This is a genomic window from Streptomyces sp. CRCS-T-1 (assembly GCF_024442335.1).
GTDB classification, from domain to species: Bacteria; Actinomycetota; Actinomycetes; order Streptomycetales; family Streptomycetaceae; genus Streptomyces; species Streptomyces koelreuteriae.
In genome coordinates, this window is sequence record NZ_CP101651.1 from 5983295 (window position 1) to 5997398 (window position 14104).

14 protein-coding genes and 1 riboswitch are annotated in these 14104 nt (G+C 71.8%); of the genes, 4 read left to right on the top strand and 10 right to left on the bottom strand.

The genetic code is table 11. The features are described from left to right. Positions 1-105: 105 nt before the first annotated feature. Positions 106-1344 carry a cytochrome P450 gene (locus NNW99_RS27100; protein ID WP_215121768.1) on the top strand — a complete coding sequence of 413 codons (1239 nt, stop codon included), beginning with the start codon at positions 106-108 and terminating at the stop codon, positions 1342-1344. 67 nt (positions 1345-1411) lie between these two features. On the opposite strand, the gene NNW99_RS27105 is transcribed toward NNW99_RS27100, so the two are convergent. From NNW99_RS27105 to NNW99_RS27130, 6 genes are all read right to left on the bottom strand, one after another. Beyond that, positions 1412-1828 (bottom strand): transglycosylase SLT domain-containing protein, encoded by a 417-nt coding sequence (locus NNW99_RS27105; protein WP_215121769.1) that lies wholly within the window; start codon positions 1826-1828, stop codon positions 1412-1414. 158 nt (positions 1829-1986) lie between these two features. Then, positions 1987-2826, bottom strand: a complete 840-nt coding sequence (locus NNW99_RS27110; protein ID WP_215121771.1) for an ECF transporter S component — start codon at positions 2824-2826, stop codon at positions 1987-1989. After that, entirely contained in the window at positions 2823-4478 is a 1656-nt protein-coding gene (locus NNW99_RS27115) for an ABC transporter ATP-binding protein (protein ID WP_215121773.1), read from the bottom strand. The genes NNW99_RS27110 and NNW99_RS27115 overlap by 4 nt, the downstream gene beginning before the upstream one ends. After that, a complete protein-coding gene (locus NNW99_RS27120; RefSeq protein ID WP_215124476.1) occupies positions 4475-5584 on the bottom strand; it encodes an energy-coupling factor transporter transmembrane component T in 1110 nt (369 codons plus the stop codon). Before NNW99_RS27120 ends, NNW99_RS27115 begins: the two co-directional genes overlap by 4 nt. A 4-nt stretch (positions 5585-5588) precedes the next feature. Then, on the bottom strand, positions 5589-6245 hold the full coding sequence (locus NNW99_RS27125) for an SCO2322 family protein (RefSeq protein ID WP_215121775.1): 657 nt from the start codon (positions 6243-6245) through the stop codon (positions 5589-5591). Next, a complete protein-coding gene (locus NNW99_RS27130) occupies positions 6242-7450 on the bottom strand; it encodes a prenyltransferase/squalene oxidase repeat-containing protein (protein WP_215121776.1) in 1209 nt (402 codons plus the stop codon). Before NNW99_RS27130 ends, NNW99_RS27125 begins: the two co-directional genes overlap by 4 nt. Before the next feature lie 111 nt (positions 7451-7561). Beyond that, positions 7562-7694: riboswitch (cobalamin riboswitch) on the bottom strand. 178 nt (positions 7695-7872) lie between these two features. Between NNW99_RS27130 and NNW99_RS27135 the strand changes: the two genes are divergently transcribed. Then, positions 7873-8688: an SAM-dependent methyltransferase gene (locus tag NNW99_RS27135; RefSeq protein WP_215121778.1), complete on the top strand. Its 816-nt coding sequence runs from the start codon at positions 7873-7875 to the stop codon at positions 8686-8688. Between the two features lie 2 nt (positions 8689-8690). Here the strand turns inward: NNW99_RS27135 and NNW99_RS27140 are convergent, their stop codons facing one another. The 3 genes from NNW99_RS27140 to NNW99_RS27150 form a co-directional block, all read right to left on the bottom strand. Further along, a complete protein-coding gene (locus NNW99_RS27140; RefSeq protein WP_215121780.1) occupies positions 8691-9599 on the bottom strand; it encodes a helix-turn-helix transcriptional regulator in 909 nt (302 codons plus the stop codon). A 92-nt stretch (positions 9600-9691) separates the two neighbouring features. After that, positions 9692-10147 carry a nuclear transport factor 2 family protein gene (locus tag NNW99_RS27145; protein WP_215124477.1) on the bottom strand — a complete coding sequence of 152 codons (456 nt, stop codon included), beginning with the start codon at positions 10145-10147 and terminating at the stop codon, positions 9692-9694. Positions 10148-10223: 76 nt separating this feature from the next. Beyond that, positions 10224-11276, bottom strand: a complete 1053-nt coding sequence (locus NNW99_RS27150) for an MBL fold metallo-hydrolase (protein ID WP_215121782.1) — start codon at positions 11274-11276, stop codon at positions 10224-10226. Positions 11277-11366: 90 nt separating this feature from the next. Here NNW99_RS27150 and NNW99_RS27155 point away from each other — a divergent pair, with 90 nt between their 5' ends. After that, a complete protein-coding gene (locus NNW99_RS27155; protein ID WP_215121784.1) occupies positions 11367-12818 on the top strand; it encodes an aldehyde dehydrogenase in 1452 nt (483 codons plus the stop codon). A gap of 2 nt (positions 12819-12820) precedes the next feature. Further along, positions 12821-13054: a ferredoxin gene (locus tag NNW99_RS27160; RefSeq protein WP_184592076.1), complete on the top strand. Its 234-nt coding sequence runs from the start codon at positions 12821-12823 to the stop codon at positions 13052-13054. 291 nt (positions 13055-13345) lie between these two features. On the opposite strand, the gene NNW99_RS27165 is transcribed toward NNW99_RS27160, so the two are convergent. Continuing rightward, a complete protein-coding gene (locus NNW99_RS27165) occupies positions 13346-14044 on the bottom strand; it encodes a TetR family transcriptional regulator (RefSeq protein ID WP_251057954.1) in 699 nt (232 codons plus the stop codon). Positions 14045-14104: the final 60 nt, after the last annotated feature.

The following is a 14104-nucleotide window of genomic DNA, read 5'->3' on the forward strand; positions in this document are numbered from 1 at the left end:
TCCATGCCTCTTGCTAGTTGTAGAACCCGTTACTACCGTCACCGCAACTCCGCACAGCTGATGGGCCGTCAGAACAAGAGTCGGTACGAGTGGTGGGAGCCGCCCATGCCCTGTCCCGCGCTGCCCGAGGGATTCGACTTCACCGACCCGGACCTGCTGCATCAACGCGTGCCCCTGCCGGAGTTCGCCGAGCTGCGCCGGGTCGAGCCGGTCTGCTGGGTGCCGCAGCCGGCCAATGTCGCCGGCTTCCAGGACGAGGGGTACTGGGCCGTCACCCGGCACGCCGACGTCAAGTACGTCTCCACGCACCCGGAGTTGTTCTCGTCGTACCTCAACACGGCGATCATCCGCTTCAACGAGCACATCGACCGGGACTCCATCGACGCGCAGCGGTTCATCCTGCTCAACATGGACCCGCCGGAGCACACACGGGTCCGGCAGATCGTGCAGCGCGGCTTCACGCCCCGGGCGATCCGCGCCCTGGAGGAACGGCTGCGGGCCCGGGCCCTGGCGATCGTCGCGAACGCCCGCGCGCACTCCGGGCCGTTCGACTTCGTCACCCAGGTCGCCTGCGAACTGCCCCTCCAGGCGATCGCGGAGCTGATGGGCGTCCCGCAGGAGGACCGGGACAAGATCTTCGACTGGTCGAACAAGATGATCGCGTACGACGATCCCGAGTACGCCATCACCGCCGAGGTCGGCGCCGAGTCGGCCACGGAGATCATCGCCTACGCGATGAACATGGCCGCCGACCGCAAGCAGTGCCCCGCCCGCGACATCGTCACGCAGCTGGTCGCGGCGGAGAACGAGGGCAACCTCAACTCGGACGAGTTCGGCTTCTTCGTGCTGATGCTGGCCGTCGCGGGCAACGAGACCACCCGCAACGCCATCACCCACGGCATGCACGCCTTCCTCACCCACCCCGAGCAGTGGGAGCTGTACAAGAGGGACCGGCCGTCGACGACGGCGGAGGAGATCGTGCGCTGGGCGACCCCGGTCGCCGCCTTCCAGCGCACCGCCACCCAGGACACCGAGCTGGGCGGCAAGCGGATCCGCAAGGGCGACCGCGTCGGCCTCTTCTATGCCTCCGCCAACCACGACCCCGAGGTCTTCGACGACCCGGACGACTTCGACGTCACCCGCGATCCCAACCCGCACCTCGGTTTCGGCGGCGGCGGCCCGCACTTCTGCCTGGGCAAGTCCCTCGCGGTGCTGGAGATCGACCTCATCTTCAACGCCATCGCCGACGCCATGCCGGGGCTGCGGCTGGTCGAGGACCCGCGTCGGCTGCGGTCGGCGTGGATCAACGGGGTGAAGGAGCTCCGGGTGAGTACGGCCGGCTGAGTGGGGCGAAGGCGACGGCCCCGGGGATCGGGGGGCCGCCGCCTTCGGTCTTGGGGGTGGGGCCGGCTCAGTACGAGCCGTGGGACTGCCAGTGGTCCCAGGCGCCGCAGGCGCTGCCGTAGCGGTCCTTCATGTAGTCCAGGCCCCACTCGATCTGGGTGGCCGCGTTGGTCTTCCAGTCGGAACCGGCCGAGGCCATCTTGGCGCCCGGCAGGGCCTGGACCAGGCCGTAGGCGCCGCTGGAGGTGTTCTGGGCGTTCACGTCCCAGTCGCTCTCCTGCTCGACGATCTCGGAGAAGCACTCGTACTGGGCGTCGTCGCCGATCATCTTCTTCGCGACCGTCTTCGCCGAGGAGGCCCCCGTCGTCGCGCCGTGGGCGGGCGCGGCGGCGATCAGGGTGCCGCAGGTGGCCGCGGCCAGGGCGGTACCGGCGAGGGCGTTCTTCGGGGTGGCGGCACGGCGGAGGACGGATGCGGCGGGCACGCGGTGACCTTTCGTCGTGGGCGGGGCAGTCGTCCACGGAAACAGTCTTCGCGAATGCCCGCAATGCCCCCTTTTACTAGGGGTGACCGCATGCGGAGCGGCGGTCCGGCCTGTGACCGGGGGCGGTCTCTACGGCCTCGCTTCGTATGTGACCTGAGTCACGTGGGGTGCTTCACGCTCGGCGGGGTGTCGAAGGTGACCGGCGTCTCGAACGCCGCCCGGCGTGTGGCGCGGCGCAGGGCCCTGAGCACCGCCGGGCCGAGGGTGAGGGTCAGGACGACCGTGACGACGGCCCGGCCCAGGTCCCAGCCGAGCGAGGTGGCCAGGCAGTACGCGACGAAACGGGCCAGGTTGGCGGGGACCGTCGCCTGCGGGTCGAAGGCGACGTTCGAGGCGAGCGCGCTCATGAAGGGCCAGCCCGCCATGTTCATCACCGTGCCGTAGGCGAAGGCGGCGAGGAAGCCGTAGGCCGCCAGGAGGACGAGTTCCGTCCGGCCGCGCAGGCGGTCCGGGCCCGGCAGGAGGCCCGCGCCCATCGCGAACCAGCCCATCGCCAGCATCTGGAACGGCAGCCACGGGCCCACCCCGCCCGTGAGCAGCGCGGACGCGAACATCGTCACCGAGCCGAGCACGAACCCGAAACCCGGGCCGAGGACCCGGCCGCTCAGCACCATCAGGAAGAACATCGGCTCGATCCCGGCCGTACCGGCGCCGATCGGCCGCAGGGCCGCCCCCGTCGCGGCCAGCACGCCGAGCATCGCCACCGCCTTCGGGCCGAGACCGGACTCGGAGATCGCCGCGCCCACCACCCCCACGAGCAGCACCAGCAGGCCCGCGAAGAGCCACGGCGCGTCCTGCGCGTGCGCGCTGAGCTGCGAGGTGGGCGGGGCGAGGAAGGGCCAGCCGAACGCGGCCACCCCCACGGCACTGACCAGGAGCAGGGCGGCGAGGGAGCGGGGGCCGAGGCGGACGGCCCGGGCCTGGCGCTGGGCGTTCACGCGTCCGTCCCGGACTGGAGCGCCGCGCGGACCTCGTTGACCGTGAGCCAGTGCTGCGGGGCCAGGATCTTGGTGACCTGCGGGGCGAAGGACGGCGAGGAGACCACGACCTCCGCCGTCGGGCCGTCGGCGATCACCTCGCCCTCGGCCAGGAGCACCACCCGGTGGGCGATCTCGGCGGCCAGCTCCACGTCGTGCGTCGCCAGCACGATGGCGTGCCCCTCCTCCGCGAGCTTGCGCAGCACACCGGCCAAGCGGGCCTTCGCCGCGTAGTCCAGGCCTCGGGTGGGCTCGTCCAGCAGGAGCAGCGGGGGGCGGGCGGTCAGTACGACGGACAGGGCCAGGGCGAGGCGCTGGCCCTCCGAGAGGTCCCGGGGGTGGGTGTCGTCGGTGACGCCCGGGAGCAGTTCGGTGACCAGGGCTCGGCAGGTGCCGGGTGCTGCTTGGGCGTCCTGGTCGGCTGCCGTGCACTCGGCTGCGACGGTGTCGGCGTAGAGCAGGTCGCGGGGTTCCTGGGGGACGAGGCCGACCTTGCGGACGAGGTCCTTGGGGGGTGTGCGGTGGGGGGTGGATTCGCCGAGTTTGACGGTGCCCGAGGTGGGGGTGATGAGGCCGACGAGGGCGTTGAGGAGGGTGGATTTTCCGGCGCCGTTGCGGCCCATGAGGGCGATGGTTTCGCCGGGGGTGATGGTGAGGGTGATGTGGGTGAGGGCTTGGATTCGGGAGCGGGTTACTGAGAGGGATTGGACTTCGCCCAGGAGGGTGGGGGGTGTGGACCGTTCGCGGGTGCGGGTTGGTTGTGGCTGGTCGCGCAGTTCCCCGCGCCCCTTGGGGGCGATGTCCAGCCGTCCGCGTAGATCCGCTGCCCTTCGTCGCGCGTCACGGACCGTCAGCGGCAACGGTGTCCAACCTGCCAGTCGGCCCAGAGCCACCACCGGGGGATACACCGGGGACACCGCCATCACCTCCGCCGGGGGGCCGACGATCGGGGGTGCGCCCGGGGTCGGGAGGAGGGCGACCTGGTCGGCGTACTGGATGACTCGTTCCAGGCGGTGTTCGGCCATGAAGACCGTCGTGCCGAGGTCGTGGACGAGGCGCTGGAGGACCGCCAGGACCTCTTCGGCTGCTGCGGGGTCGAGGGCGGAGGTCGGTTCGTCCAGGACCAGGACGCTGGGGTGCGGGGTGAGGACCGAGCCGATGGCGACGCGCTGTTGCTGGCCGCCGGAGAGGGTGGCGATGGGGCGGTTGCGGAGGTCGGCGAGGCCGAGGAGGTCGAGGGTCTCCTCGACGCGGCGGCGCATCACGTCGGGGGCGAGGCCCAGGGACTCCATGCCGTAGGCGAGTTCGTCCTCGACGGTGTCGGTGACGAAGTGGGCGAGCGGGTCCTGGCCCACCGTGCCGACGACGTCGGCGAGTTCGCGGGGCTTGTGGGTGCGGGTGTCGCGTCCGGCCACCGTGACCCGGCCGCGCAGGGTGCCGCCGGTGAAGTGCGGCACGAGCCCGCTGACCGCGCCCAGGACGGTGGACTTGCCGACGCCGGAGGGACCGGCCAGGAGGACGAGTTCGCCCTCGGGGACCTCGAAGTCGATGCCCTGGACGGTGGGTTCGGAGGCACCGTCGTAGGTGACGGAGACGTCCTCGAAGCGGATCACGACGGTTCCTTGGGCTCGGGGGCGACGAACGCGGGCAGCAGGCCGAGGAGGATCGCCGCCGCGGGCCAGACGGGGAGCGTGGGGGCCACGAGCGGCACCACGCCGGGGTGCAGGGCCGTGGGCTCCCGGACGGCGGCGAGCACGAGCAGCGCGGCGACCGCCACGCCGGAGGCGACGACCAGCAGGGCGCGCACGTCCCAGCGGTCCGGGCGGTACCGGGTGCGCAGCGAGCGTCGGCCGCCGAGCCGGAGACCCGCGAGGGCGGCGGCGAGGCCGACGAGGAGGACGGGCATGCCGTAGGCGGCGCCCTCGGCGGTGAGCAGGCCGTACGTTCCGGCGCAGACGCCGAGCAGGCCGCCGAGGGTGAGGGCGGCGGTGGTGCGGCGGACTGCGGCGGGGACCTGGGCGGTACGGCCGTAGCCGCGCGCGTCCATCGCCGCGGCCAGGGACACCGAGCGCTCCAACGCGCCCTCCAGGACCGGCAGGCCCACCTGGAGCAGGCCCCGGACGCCCTTGTCCGGGCGGCCGCGCAGCCGGCGGGCGGCGCGCAGACGCTGGACGTCGGCGATGAGGTTCGGCGCGAAGGTGAGGGCGACGACGACCGCGACGCCCATCTCGTACAGGGCGCCCGGGAGGGACTTGAGGAGGCGGGAGGGGTTGGCGAGGGCGTTCGCTGCGCCGACGCAGATGAGCAGGGTGGCCAGTCTCAGACCGTCGTACAGCGCGAAGGTGAGGGCCTCGGCCGTGACCTCGCCGCCGAGGCGGATGCCCTGCGCCCAGTCGGGGAGGGGCACCTCGGGGAGGGTGACGACGGTGTGCGTGCCGGGGATGGGGGAGCCGAGGACGATCGCGAAGAGAAGCCGGATGACCAGGACGGCGAGGGCGAGTTTGACGAAGGCGCCGTAGGAACGGGACCAGGGGGTCGGGGGGCGGCAGGTCGCCACGACGTAGGCGGAGACCGCGATGAGGAGGCACAGGAGCAGGGGGTTGGTGGTGCGGGTGGCCGCGGTGCCCAGGGAGAGGGACCACAGCCACCAGGCGCCCGGGTGCAGGGGCGCTCGGCGCGGGCGCCGGGGGCGTGCCGGGCCTTGGCCGATCCGGTCCATGCTGCTAAGCCTGGTCACGCCGCCGTACCTGCCAGATCGCCGCCGCGCCCAGGACCGCCACCACGCCGATGCCCGCCAGCAGGCCCAGGGACGGGCCGTCGTCGTCGGACGTGTTGCCGTCGGACGTGTCCTTCTTCGCCGCCGGTGTCGACTCCCGGGAACTCGCCACCTGCTCCCCGCAGCCCTTCTCCGGATAGCCCGAGATCGCGCACAGCAGGGCGTTCGTGTCGTAGCGCAGGGGCTTGGCGACACTCGCGAGGGCCTCCGCCGTGGTCGCGTCGGGGGAGACGCGGGCGCAGGCCGTCCGGGCGGGGGGCGGGGCCTCGCCCTGAGGGGCGTCCGCCTTGGTGCCGGGGTCGATGACGAGCGCCACGCGCTTCTTGCCGTCCTGCGCGGGGGTCTTCGCGCAGATGGTCGTGAAGTCGGCCGTGCCGCGCGGCCGGGCCGCCTCGGAGGAGTCCTCGCTCACCGCGAAGCGGAAGCCCTGGACGTCGCCGTCCGAGGGGCGGGCCATGGACGGGCCCTGGGTGGCGTAGACCCAGCGGTCGCCTTCGCGGTCCCAGAACGACCAGTACCGGTAACCGGCGGCCTGGGCCTGGCCCGCGCCCGCGATCAGCAGGAGCGAGGCCGCCAGGAGGAGGAGAGCGGCCCGGCGGATCACGACTGCTGCCTCTTCTTGCGGCCGGTGAAGAGGAAGCCGATGCCGATACCGGCGACGAGGCAGACCCCGACGTACCACCAGACGCCGAAGAAGCCCGACCCCGAGTCGTCCTTCTCGTCGGTCGCCGAGGCCTGGTCGGGGGCCTGCGGGGCCGGGCCCGTCGCGTTGAGCTGCTTCACCAGGTCCGTGCCGCCGAAGTCACGCGGGTTCACGCCCGTCGCGTGGGCGGCGAAGATCAGCTGGGCGTAGGCGGCGGGGCCGCCCTGCTCGGCCCAGTCGGCGGAGTTCTTCTCCAGCCACTGCACGGACTTCTCGGCCTGCGCGGTCTCGCCCTGCGCGGCGAGCGCCACGACCGCGTCGGCGGTGTTGCCGTGGTCGGGCTGGGGGTCCGCGCCGGCGAGGGCGGAGGTGAGGTGGTCGTCGTCCTTGGCGAGGGTCTGGGTGAGGTACGCGGCGCCGTTGTCGGCGGCCTGCCGCGGCGTGGAGGGGTCCGCGCACGTGGCGCCGGACTTCTTGCCCTCCTCCACGACCATGCCCTTGCCCAGGGCGCCGAGGACACCGGCCGCCGTGGCGTCCGCGTTGGCGGCCAGCTCGCCCTTCTTGTCCGGCTGGAACGCGAAGGCGCCGTCGTCGTCCCCGCCGCAGGGGAGGGCGAGCTTCAGCAGGGCGTCGTCGGGCGACTTGCCGCCCTTCTCGACCTGGTCCGGCTTCTCACCGGCGGCGGCGAGCGCGCCGATGATGACCGACGTGGAGTTGGTGTCGCTGGCGCCGCCGGGCGCGTAACCCCAGCCGCCGTCCTTGTTCTGTACGGACCTCAGCCAGCCGACGGCCTTGTCGGTGACGGCGTCCTGCCCGCCGAGCGCGGCGAGCGCCTGGACGGCGGCGGCCGTGGCGTTGGTGTCGAGCATGGTCTTGGCGTCGCACGCGGCGGCCGGGTCGGGACGGTACGCGGCGAACCCGCCGTCCGCGCACTGCTGCCCGACCAGCCACTCGACGGACTTGGCGGCCGGCTTCTCACCCACCGTGTCCTGGGCCAGCAGGGCGAGCGACTGGCGCCAGACGCCGTCGAACTTGGGGTCCTTGTCGCCGTACAGGGCGGAGGGGAGCGACGGGGACGGACTCGGCGACGGTGCGGCGGCGGCCGGCGTGGCGGCGCCGATCACGGTGACGGCGGCCAGGACCGCGGCGCTGCGGCGGACGTTCATGATCGGCGGGTGCCTCTCCCTGTGAGGGAGCCGGGCAGCACGGGACACCCCGGCGGCTCGGCTCCGTATACCTCGACGGTGCCGTGCACCGGCAGGCGCCGGGCACGTGAGCCGGTCACGATCCGTACGGGGCGATCCGGCTTCCGCCTGGCAGGGCGGTCCACGGTTGCGGGTCAGCGCCGGAATTGCACCGGCTTCTCCCTGTACGGGTGATGACGACCCGCCCACTGTACCCGGAAGTAGCAAAACGGCCGAGAGTACCTTCCTCCCGTGCCGACAACACCACCTGGACGCCTCCTGGACTCGGGTCGCCGCCCGGATGTGCGGTGAGGTCGAACTGCTGCACCACGCCGAGGAGTTGATCCTGTCCGTGAGGCAAAACGGGTTAACGTGAAGCTCCACGACCACACGCAGGAGCGTCCATGACTGATCAGGTGGAGAACTCCGAGCAGGAGCCGCTCTCCAAGATCGATACCTCGGTTCCGCACTCGGCGCGGATCTGGAACTACTGGCTGGGCGGGAAGGACAACTACGAAGTCGACCGTGTGGCCGGTGACGCGTTCCGTGAGATCTTCCCCGGGATCGAGACCGGGGCCCGCGCCGCCCGCTACTTCCTCGCCCGCGCCGTCCGCCATCTCGCCGCCGAAGAGGGCATCCGTCAGTTCCTGGACATCGGCACCGGGCTGCCCAACGTGGACAACACCCACCAGATCGCCCAGCGGGTGGCCCCGGAGAGCCGGATCGTCTACGTCGACAACGACCCGCTGGTCCTGGCACACGCCCGCGCGCTGCTCACCAGCACACCGGAAGGCGTCACCAACTACGTCGACGCCGACCTGCGCAAGCCGAGCACGATCGTCCGGGAAGCCGGGAAGACCCTGGACTTCGACCAGCCCGTCGCGCTCATGCTGATGGGCATCCTCGGCCATATCGAGGACCACGACGAGGCCCGCGAGATCGTGCGGCAGCTGGTCGACGCGCTGCCGCCCGGCAGCTACCTCGTCCAGTACGACTCCACCGACACCAGCGAGGACTACCTCCGGGCCATCGGGCAGTACAACGACGGCGGCTCGATCCCGTACATCCTGCGCAGCCCCGAGCAGATCGCCCGCTACTTCGACGGTCTGGAGCTGCTGGAGCCGGGCGTCACGTCCTGCTCGCGCTGGCGTCCCGACGCCGAGGCCCTGGGCCTGCCCGCGGAGGTGCACCAGTACGGCGGTGTCGCCCTCAAGCGCTGAACTCAGGTCTCCTGAAGTATGCGGTGCAGGATGGTCGGAGTCTCGTCCGGCGACTCGGCTTCGACCACCAACCGGTTCATGGCGTCCCAGTAGCGCTCGATGTCGGCCGGCCGGTCGGGATAGAGCGCGGTGGTGAGCTGCTCCAGGTAGACCACGTCGGGCAACTGGCCCCCGGGCAGCCGCAGAATGGTGACCGGACCGCCCTCCGCGGCATGCCCGCCGGAGCGGAACGGCAGGATCTGCACGGTGACCTGCGGCAGCCGGCACACCTCGATGAGATGCCTGAGCTGAGCGCGCATCACCTCCGCCCCGCCCACCGGACGCCGCAGCGCCGCCTCGTCGATCACCGCCCAGAGCCGGGCCGTGCCCGGCTGCCGGTGCAGGATCCGCTGCCGGGTCATCCGCAGCGCCACCCGCCGGTCGGTCTCCCGCGCGTCGGCGTCGGGGTGCACGAGCCGGACGGCGGCACGCGCGTAGTCGGGCGTCTGGAGCAGCTCGGGAACGCGCTGTATCTGGTAGCAGCGGATGACGCTCGCGGCTTGCTCGGCGCCGAGGTAGCTCTGCGTCCAGGAGGGCACCACGTCGCTGTAGTACTGCCACCAGGCGTGGGTGTTGGCCTGTTCGGCCAGCGCCAGCAGCGTGGCGCGTTCGGCCTCGTCCGTGACGCCGTAGAACGTGAGCAGGTCGGCGACATCCCGCAGCTTGAACCCGTGGCGCCCGGCCTCCATGCGGCTGATCTTGGAGGGGGAGGCCCGGATGACGTCCCCCGCCTCCGCCCTGCCGATGCCCCGCCCGTCCCGCAGCCTGCGCAGCCGAGCGCCCAACGCCAGCCGAGGCACCATCGGCCCGGCCGATCTCCCGTCCAGGACTCCGCTGAAGGGCGACGTTCGAGCGGCCTCTTCGGTGCCCATGGGCATGTCTCCTTGCGGTGGTACGCAACGCCGCACGCGTGGGGACGCCGCGGCTCATTCATCCTAGAGGCCCTGCCCTGAGGCGATCCGGCTTATGCCGAAGGCGAGTTCGGCCGACGAGTGGGCCCGCCGAAGGGCAGGTGGAGCGTCCGGGAGGCGAGCAGCCAGGTGCCGTCGGTCCGGTGGAAGACATCCTCGTAGTGCCCGACCTGGACCGGCGGTCCGGGCGGGACGATGCCGCCGTCGTAGCCGTCGACGCGGTACGTCGTGAAGTACGAGATCGCCCTGGCGGTGTCCGGGGACTCCACCGTGACCAGGACGTTGGACATCATGCGGCGGGAGAGCCGGTCGGCGGGGCGGGAGCCGAAGTAGGCGCGCAGGGCGTCGCGGCCCTTGACCAGCCGCCCGTCCTCCGGCCACTGCCAGACACCCTCCTCGGTGAACAGCTCCGCGACGGAGGAGGGGTCGCCCAGGTCGAGCCGGTGGACGAAGTCGAGGATCAGACGCTCGCAGGCGCGCTCGGCGAGGAGGTGCTCGATGGGGGCCATGGGGTCTGTGGAGTCCATGGGCTCGGTTCTAGCACCCGGCCCGGACGGGCACGGAGACACCCAGCCACGCCGGCCCCTACACCGCCACGTACCTCACCGGCTCGCTCCCCGGTACCGCCTCCGCCCGGCCCAGTTTCACCAGGCGGCGCAGATGGGCCTCGGCCTCCGAGACCGCGATGTTGCGGGAGCCGTACGGGATCTGGGCCCAGGGGCGGTTCCACTCCATGCGTTCGGCGAGCTGCCAGGGGGTGAGGGGCTCGGCGAGGAGGGCGTGGAGGGTGGTGAGGCGGGCCTCGTGGTGGTGGAGCAGTTCGCGTACGCGGGCGGCGGCGTCCGGGAACGGGTGCTGGTGGGCCGGGAGTACCTCGGCGGGGGCCAGGCGGCCGACGCGTTCGAGGCTGTCGAGGTAGTCGCCGAGGGGGTCGGTGACCGTGGCGTCGTCGGGATCCTCGTAGAGGCCGATGTGCGGGGTGATCCCGGGGAGCAGGTGGTCGCCGGAGAAGAGGCGGCCGTGGCCGGGGAGTCGGGCCGGGTGGTTCTCCTCCAGGTGGAGGCAGACATGGCCGGGCGTGTGCCCCGGGGTCCAGATCGCGCGCAGGCGGCGGCCGGCCAGGTCCAGGAGTTCGCCCGGGATGATGTCGCGGTCGGGCAGGGCGGGGGAGAGGCCGGGCAGGGAGCGGGGCCGGGGTGTGCGCAGCGGGGCGATGTGCTCCTCGGGCGCTCCGGCGGCGGTGAGCTTGGCCGTCATGTACGAGAACCAGCGCTCGGGACGGGCGTCCCGGGTCCGTCGTACGACCGCGGTGTCCGCCGCGTGCATCGCGATCCAGGCGCCCGACGCCTCGCGGACCCGGCCGGACAGGCCGTGGTGGTCCGGGTGGTGGTGGGTGATGACCACGCCGTGGATCTCGGAGATCGAGGTGCCGCAGGCCGTGAGGCCGGACGCGAGGGTGTCCCAGGACTTCGGGTCGTCCCAGCCGGTGTCGATGAGGACCGGCCCTCGGTCGGTGTCGACGACGTACACCAGGGTGTGGCCGAGGGGGTTGTCCGGGATCGGGACCCGCAGGGACCGGACGCCTCCGCCGTGGTCGTACACCGCCGGTGTGGGTTCGCGGTCCTGGCTGCCTGTCATCTGCCCTCCGTCCGTCCCACGGCCATTGCCCACTATAACTAGAACTGGTATCAGTTTCTGAAACACCGTCAGATGCGAAGGCAGTCGGCCATGACCGGATTCGTGGAACACGGACAGCTGTTCATCGGCGGGGAGTTGACCGACCCCCTGGGCCAGGACGTCATCGAGGTGATCTCGCCGCACACGGAAGAGGTCATCGGACGCGTCCCGCACGCCTCGACCGCCGATGTCGACCGGGCCGTGGGGGTGGCACGGCGGGCGTTCGACGAGGGGCCCTGGCCGCGCATGAGCCTCGACGAGCGGATCGAGGTCGTGAGCCGGATCAAGGACGGGATCGTCGCCCGGCACGAGGAGATCGCCCGCGTGATCTCCGGCCAGAACGGCTCGCCGTACTCCTGGAGCGTCCTCGCCCAGGCCTTCGGCGCGGTGATGGTCTGGGACTCGGCGATCACCGTCGCACGGAACTTCACCTACGAGGAGCGCCGGGACGGCGTGCTCGGGCGCATCCTCGTACGGCGCGAGCCCGTCGGGGTCGTCGCGGCCGTCGCCCCCTGGAACGTCCCGCAGTTCGTCGCCGCCGCCAAGCTCGCCCCCGCGCTGCTCACCGGCTGCACGGCCGTCCTCAAGCCCTCGCCCGAGTCGCCGCTCGACGCGTATCTGCTGGGCGAGATCGCCCGCGAGGCAGGGCTGCCCGAGGGCGTGCTGTCGATCCTGCCCGCCGACCGGGAGGTGAGCGAGTACCTGGTCGGGCACCCCGGCATCGACAAGGTGTCCTTCACCGGGTCGGTCGCGGCCGGGAAGCGTGTCATGGAGGTGGCGGCCCGCAATCTCACCCGGGTGACGCTCGAACTGGGCGGCAAGTCGGCGGCCGTCGTCCTGCCCGACGCGGACGTCGAGGCGGCCGTCGCGGGCATCGCCCCCGCGGCCTGGATGAACAACGGCCAGGCCTGCGTCGCCCAGACCCGCATCCTGCTCCCGCGCTCCCGCTACGACGAGTTCGCCGACGCCCTCGCCGCGGCGGCCGGCGCGCTCGTCGTCGGCGACCCGCTCGACCCCGCCACCCAGGTGGGCCCGCTCGTGGCGAAGCGGCAGCAGCAGCGCAACCTCGACTACATCCGCATCGGGCAGGAGGAGGGCGCGAAGATCATCACCGGTGGCGGCCGCCCGGCCGGCCTGGACCGCGGCTGGTACGTCGAACCGACCCTCTTCGGCGACGTCGACAACTCCATGCGCATCGCCCGCGAGGAGATCTTCGGCCCGGTCATCTGCCTGCTGCCCTACGACGACGAGTCCGACGCCGTGAAGATCGCCAACGACTCCGACTACGGACTGAGCGGCAGCGTCTGGACCGCGGAGGTCGAGCGCGGCATCGACATCGCCCGCCAGGTCCGCACGGGCACGTACTCGGTCAACACCTTCAGCCTGGACATGCTGGGCCCCTTCGGCGGCTACAAGAACTCCGGCCTGGGGCGGGAGTTCGGGCCCGAGGGGTACGGGGAGTACCTGGAGCACAAGATGATCCACCTCCCGGCGGAAGCGTAGCGATGGGCGACCGCTGGCATGTCGAGGTCGACCGCTCGCTGTGCATCGGCAGCGCCCAGTGCGTCCACCACGCCCCGGACGGCTTCCGCCTCGACCCGGCCCGCCAGTCCCATCCGGTCGCCCCGGACACGGACGCGAACGAGCGGGTGCTGGAGGCGGCGGAGAGCTGTCCGGTGGAGGCGATCGTGATCACGCTGGGGGGTGGTGGTGAGGCGGTGTTCCCGCCGGAGGAATAGCTTTCCGGAGAGTGCCCGAAAAATAATGCTTCCGGGGGGTTCATTCCCGGTCGAGTGTTCTATTCTGGAAGTCGGCCTACGAGGCGAGTGAGGGAGTCCGACCGGAGTAGCCGACGGTGGCAGGAAGCCAGGGGTTTGGGTTTCCGCCGGTGCCGACTGCGACGGTAGGGCTGAGAGGCCGGAAGGAAGCGAGGCCGAGAGGCCGGGCGACCGGAAGGCGACCCCCAGCACCTGATCCGGACCATGCCGGCGAAGGGAACCCGTCTCGTAGGTCTCTTCCGTGCGACCAGGTCAGTTCCGCGTGTCCGGGGCCGTCAGGGCGATCAGCCGGCACACCGTCTCGATGTCGATCCGCACCTGGGCGATCGAGGCGCGGCCCGACAGCCAGGTGATCAGCGCCGAGTGCCAGGTGTGCTCGATGACCCGGACCGCCGAGAGCTGCTCCGGGGTCGGGTCGTCGAGCCCCATCGCGTCCAGGATGATCGCCGTCGTCTGCCGCGAGACCTGGTCGACCTCCGGGCTCACGCTGCGGTCGGCGAAGGTGAGGGCGCGGACCATCGCGTCGGCCAGATGCGGCTCGCGCTGCAGGGCGCGGAAGGCCCGCATCAGCGTCTCCGCGACCCGCTCGGCCGCCGAATCGCCCTGCGGGGGCTTCTTCCGCAGCGTGCCGTGCATGTGCTCCAACTGGTCCTGCATCGTGGCGACCAGCAGATGGATCTTGGAAGGGAAGTAGCGGTAGAGGGTGCCGAGTGCCACCTGTGAGGACTCGGCGACCTCGCGCATCTGCACGGCGTCGAAGCCGCCCCGGCTGGCCAGTTGCGCGCTCGCGTGCAGGATGCGGCGACGGCGGGCCTCCTGCCGCTCCGTGAGGGGAGGGGAGGCGGGGGCTGCGGCTCTGGCTTCCACCTTGGCCACTGTGTTCACCTTGGCTTCCGCGGGGCTGGGGTCCCGTTCCGTGACGGTCCGTGAGGGCGAGTGATCACACAGCATGGCACGGCTCGGCCGTGGCGTGAATCACCTGATCCACTGCTCACAGCGCCGCTACCTGCC

Excerpts from the sequence above, each read along its gene's own strand:
- NNW99_RS27100 (WP_215121768.1), top strand. The coding sequence starts at position 106 with ATGCCCTGTCCCGCGCTGCCCGAGGGATTCGACTTCACCGACCCGGAC.
- NNW99_RS27120 (WP_215124476.1), bottom strand. The coding sequence starts at position 5,584 with ATGGACCGGATCGGCCAAGGCCCGGCACGCCCCCGGCGCCCGCGCCGA.
- NNW99_RS27130 (WP_215121776.1), bottom strand. The coding sequence starts at position 7,450 with ATGAACGTCCGCCGCAGCGCCGCGGTCCTGGCCGCCGTCACCGTGATC.
- NNW99_RS27135 (WP_215121778.1), top strand. The coding sequence starts at position 7,873 with ATGACTGATCAGGTGGAGAACTCCGAGCAGGAGCCGCTCTCCAAGATC.
- NNW99_RS27140 (WP_215121780.1), bottom strand. The coding sequence starts at position 9,599 with ATGGGCACCGAAGAGGCCGCTCGAACGTCGCCCTTCAGCGGAGTCCTG.
- NNW99_RS27145 (WP_215124477.1), bottom strand. The coding sequence starts at position 10,147 with ATGGCCCCCATCGAGCACCTCCTCGCCGAGCGCGCCTGCGAGCGTCTG.
- NNW99_RS27150 (WP_215121782.1), bottom strand. The coding sequence starts at position 11,276 with ATGACAGGCAGCCAGGACCGCGAACCCACACCGGCGGTGTACGACCAC.
- NNW99_RS27155 (WP_215121784.1), top strand. The coding sequence starts at position 11,367 with ATGACCGGATTCGTGGAACACGGACAGCTGTTCATCGGCGGGGAGTTG.
- NNW99_RS27160 (WP_184592076.1), top strand. The coding sequence starts at position 12,821 with ATGGGCGACCGCTGGCATGTCGAGGTCGACCGCTCGCTGTGCATCGGC.
- NNW99_RS27165 (WP_251057954.1), bottom strand. The coding sequence starts at position 14,044 with ATGCTGTGTGATCACTCGCCCTCACGGACCGTCACGGAACGGGACCCC.